The sequence below is a fragment of the Haloferax sp. s1 genome, from assembly GCF_058382125.1.
This window is the reverse complement of the sequence record NZ_JBZRPK010000446.1, coordinates 1-4752: the sequence shown is the minus strand read 5'-3', so window position 1 is coordinate 4752 and position 4752 is coordinate 1. Positions and strand designations below refer to the sequence as shown.

At 55.6% G+C, this 4752-nt stretch carries 5 protein-coding genes; 3 read left to right on the top strand and 2 right to left on the bottom strand.

The genetic code is table 11. The features are described from left to right. Together QT222_RS06395 and QT222_RS06390 are read right to left on the bottom strand one after the other, a co-directional pair. On the bottom strand, positions 1-844 hold an 844-nt coding region (locus QT222_RS06395; protein ID WP_491476679.1), incomplete at its 3' end, for a CBS domain-containing protein. A 132-nt stretch (positions 845-976) separates the two neighbouring features. After that, the gene (locus QT222_RS06390; RefSeq protein ID WP_004060694.1) at positions 977-1495 is read right to left on the bottom strand and encodes a phosphopantetheine adenylyltransferase; all 519 of its coding nucleotides are present in this window, start codon (positions 1493-1495) and stop codon (positions 977-979) included. A gap of 201 nt (positions 1496-1696) precedes the next feature. Between QT222_RS06390 and QT222_RS06385 the strand changes: the two genes are divergently transcribed. The 3 genes from QT222_RS06385 to QT222_RS06375 all read left to right on the top strand — a co-directional run. After that, a complete protein-coding gene (locus QT222_RS06385) occupies positions 1697-2116 on the top strand; it encodes a universal stress protein (RefSeq protein ID WP_004060695.1) in 420 nt (139 codons plus the stop codon). Positions 2117-2190: 74 nt separating this feature from the next. Beyond that, the gene (phaC, locus tag QT222_RS06380; RefSeq protein ID WP_491476678.1) at positions 2191-3891 is read left to right on the top strand and encodes a class III poly(R)-hydroxyalkanoic acid synthase subunit PhaC; all 1701 of its coding nucleotides are present in this window, start codon (positions 2191-2193) and stop codon (positions 3889-3891) included. A 388-nt stretch (positions 3892-4279) separates the two neighbouring features. Then, positions 4280-4752: response regulator (locus QT222_RS06375; RefSeq protein WP_491476677.1), on the top strand; the 473-nt coding region annotated here is incomplete at its 3' end.

The window sequence follows — 4752 nt, the reverse complement described above, 5'->3', positions numbered from 1 at the left end:
CGTGTGTTCCATCGTCGGTGTAGACATCGGTGGTGAGCCTAAACCGGTCTTTACCGAGGTTTTCGATGACCTCACAGACCGCTGTGACGCGACTGCCGATTTCGACGGGAGCGTGGAAGGAGAGGTCCTGAGAGAGGTAGACCGTCAGACCCGGGAGTCGGGCGAGCGCGGCACTGATAAGCCCTGCCACGAGTGTCCCGTGAACGATGCGTCTCCCGAACCGGGTTTGTTCGGCGTACTCGTCGTTGAGGTGGAGGCGGTTCGTGTCGCCACTGCTAGCCGCAAATCGCTCGACGTCTTCCTCGCTTATCGTCTTGGTAAACTCCGCGACGTCGCCGACGACAATGTGACCACGGGTGATACACCGGCACTCGAATTCCCACCCAGGCTCTTCGAACGCCGTCTCAGGGTGAACCGAGTACTTCACCTCCTGTCTCGACTCTGAGGACGGGTCCGGGCGGGAGATTCGTGGTAAGTAATACGAGAGGTCCACAGCAGCAAGCATCCCGACGAGTTCGTCGCCGTCAGTGACGGGAAGGTGCTCAATCCGCTCCGCTCGGAGTAGCTTCGCAGCTTCCGTGATATCCGCGTCATATTCGATGGTGACGAGCGGATCGGACATGAAATCGGAAACGGACGTAGCGTCGAGGTCGCCACCAGTGGCGAGAAGTTTGGTGAGGTCGAACTCGGTGACGATACCGATGGGCGAACTACCACGACACACGACGAGCGAGCCGATTTCGTTCTTGAACAGTCGGACAGCGACTTCACGGGCCGTTATATCCGGTGTGGTCGTCTTCACACTGGTGGTCATGACCTCGGACACGGGGATGGAGATCAACATGATATTCTAGAGTGGTCGAACGGTTATTCCATTTGTGGTGACTTGTAAGGAGACCGCAATTCGGAACGGTGTCGAACCTGTGATTGGTATATCTGTCCGAGGTTCGGTCTACCGGTGTATCTGTCGGGGGGCTTACTCCAGTATGCGTCCGTGGATATCCATCTCGCCATTCCGAATCCGGGTGCTGCTAATTCGGGACCCATCTTCGGCGACGACGAATGGCGGGGTGTGGATTTCGAGCGGTCCAAGGCCAGCATCCACGCGTTGCTGATTGAGTTCGTACGCCCGGCGCTGGGCTTTCGCCTCCGGCGAAACGACAAGCGCATCTATCTCCTCACGTGTTGCAGCAGGGCCGCGAGTGTCCTCCAACTGAATGATTTCGTAGGAAGCAGTATAGGCATCGTCCATGCGGTCGAGTTCGGCATCGAGGTTTTCACGCCGTTCCTCGAAAGAGCCGAGCATGTTGGCGTGCGTTGGGTCACTCCGTGTTTGTGTGGCGAGGGGAGTCGAGGTGAGCCCAACGATAACGTGTCCGTCTCCACCCCCGTCGTGGCTGGCCGTCTGAAACGCCTTATGCAAGAGTGCGCGATGGCCGTTATGGATTGGTGTGAACGTGCCGCCAAGGAGCGCAGTCCGTTCGGATTGTTCCATACGTTTCCAATAGTCATCAATCCCTGTATGTATACGGGTTGGCTATGAAGCCGGGAACGGTTACGAACGGACATACCATTCGGACGGTGTTCTTACCCAGTATGGTCCTCGACTGTATCAAAACAGGAGGAATACAGGTTCGATTCTGATTCGCTGGGAGCCACGATGAACAGTTAATTTGCTCGGCGTTGAATCTTTACCATGGGTACCATCCTATTGGCCACCGATGGGAGCGAGTACGCGCGGCAGGCGGCCAAGCGGGCCATCGAATTCGCGGAAGAGCAGGGAGAAACGCTCCACGTCATCTGCGTCGTGGACCAGCGACGCTTCGACAGCCCTGCTCTCAGTTCGGCGGAACTGGCGACCATCTACGCAGAAGACAACGCCGCGCTATGCGTTAAAGAGGTGGCGGAAATGGCAGAAGGAAGCAACGTGCGCGTCGAAGGGGACTCCAAACACGGAATTCCCCATGAAGTCATTCTCGACTACGCTGATGAGGTAGACGCAGATGTCATCTTCATCGGGGAACACGGCGATCATAAAGGACACTTCTCGGGAGTCGGACGAAAGGTCCTCAAGGAGAGTGAGGAGGAAGTCCGAGTTGTCGGAGTCGAAAGCTAACGGCAAGCAAGAAACCGGAAGAGACGGTGGTCGTAGTATACAGGATTAAATCCTCGCTCGAGATAATATAGTTCATGACAGATGATGGGCGTTCGAGGGTCAAAACACCCCTCGAAGTTTTTCTCTCAGTCCAGCAGGCGGTGCTCGAGACGGCCACTGATGGAATCCGAAAGGCGGCCGTCATCCCAAATGGTCTCAAGGGCACCGCGTCCACCAAGGTCGGACAGACACCGAGTGAAGTCGTCTACACGGAGAATAAGCTCGAATTGCTCCGCTACGAGCCGCTCACTGAACACCAACATCCGGTGCCGGTTCTCATCGTCTACGCCCTCATCAACCGACCCTATATCCTCGACCTCCAGTCGGACCGGTCTATCGTCCGCCGGTTGCTAGAAGCTGGCCACGACGTGTACCTCATCGATTGGCACGAGCCATCACGACTCGACCGGTATCTCGGACTCCAAGATTACGTCAATCGCTACATCGACAACTGCGTCGATGAAGTGCGTGAGCGTTCCGGCCGGGACGCTATCAACGTCTTCGGATACTGCATGGGCGGTACCATGTCGACCATCTACGCCGCACTGCATCCGGAGAAAGTGAACGCGCTTGCCGTGATGGCCACCGGATTGTGCTTCGAAGACACCGGCGGCGTCCTCGAATTATGGGGAGACGAGAAGTACTACGACCCGCGGGTGGTGACCGACACGTACGGGAACGTACCTAGCGAATTCCTCGCTGCCGGGTTTGACTTGATGGACCCTGTGTCCAACAACGTCACAAAGTATGTGCATCTCTACGACCACCTCGAAAACGAGGATTTCGTTAAGAACTTCGCCAGGATGGAGCGGTGGCTCACCGATGGTGTCGACATGGCCGGAAAGGTCTACGCCGAATTTATCGAGGACATCTATCAGAACAATCTCCTGTACGAGAACGAACTGACCATCGGCGGCGAGCACGTCGACAGTACGAACATCGACATGCCACTCCTACAGATTCTCGGTGAACGCGACCATCTCGTTCCACCGGAGGCGAGCAAACCGTTCAACGACGTTGTCGCCTCCGATGACGTGACAACCATCGAGTACCCGAGTGGGCACGTCGGCCTCGCGATGTCTAACGGGGTTCACCGGGACGTCTGGCCCGAAGTCGCAGAATGGTTCCTCGAACAGTCCGAACACCCGATGCTTGCAGATATCATCGGCCAAGGTGTCGAGAAAGCGCTCGGCATCGACGTTGAAACCGACGTCACGGTGGGGGATGTAGACGAAATAGAGATCGGCATCGGAGACGAAAACAGCGAAATCGCGCGCGCCGTGGTTCGACGCGATGCGACGGCTATTGAGACATTCCTCGAGGACGTTCTCGATATCGAAGTCGGTCTGGATAGCGGACCGACTGGAATTGCTGTCAAGGTCAAGACGGACGAGGGTATCAAAACAACAGTCTTCGAAGATATCGGTGAGGCAATTCGGACCGAGGTCGAGGAGGCAGTCGAACACGTCGATGTTGCTGCGTCGTACGAACTCGAAGACGTCGAGGGTATTGGGCCGACGTATGCCGAGCGGCTTCGCTCCGCGGGAATCGATTCGGTTTCCGAACTCGCTATCTCCGAAAGTGCACACATCGCGGAAGTCGCCAAAACCAGCGAGAAACTGGCTGGGGGCTGGATCGGGCGGGCGCAGAAATTAGTCGGAGCAGAGGAATCCGTTAACGTTGGTAGAAAGAACCCCACCGGAGTGGACCGACAGCAGGGTACAGAAGATGACTGACCTTAGTCCCCGTCCCGTATGAGTAACCCGAAAGACCTGCTAGTGTAGAACCACCTCGACTGGCGTTCGCCCACCGAGGATTCGACGTTACGGAACAGCTTTGTCTTGCTATCTATTGCAGCATATAATCAAGACTACATGGAATCGAGGGTTGACAGTAACTCTCCTGGGAACGTCCTGTGAGCCACTTATCCGGCGCGTCAGTACACTGCTCCAAAACAAAACTCACGCTTCAGAACCAGCTAGTCGTGGACGGTTTTGGAAGGATTGAACCGAGATAGATAAGTATCCCACACCGATCAACTTGATTAAGATTAGCGACATGGTATTAAGGCTAACGGACCTACTCTTGGAAGAGGCATCCGGTAGATAACGCTACCAGATCAGTATGATCCCAGAAAACTCGCTGCAGGCGCTGCTAATTGAAGATAACCCGGGAGATGCACGTCTCATTACACATTATCTCGAGAAGAACTCACTTCCGGGGGACGCAGAAGAGTTGGAGCTGACACACGTCGAAAATCTGACTGAGGGTCTCGAACATCTTGAGGAGAATGCGTATGATTTCGTACTTCTGGACCTCGGTCTGCCCGAAAGCAGGGGCCTTGATACGCTCGACCGGGTTCTCTCGCATTCGCCAGAGCTCCCCGTAATCGTGCTGACGGGACTCGACGACCGTGAAGTGGCAAGTGAGGCGATTATGTCTGGTGCACAAGACTACCTCCCGAAAGACGACCTCAACAGCACCCAACTGCTTCGGTCGCTACAATATGCAATCGAACGGAAAAAGCGCGAGGAGGAACTTACGGCGTTAAACCGAATTAATGCACTAATTCGAGATATCAACAAGGCACTCCTCAC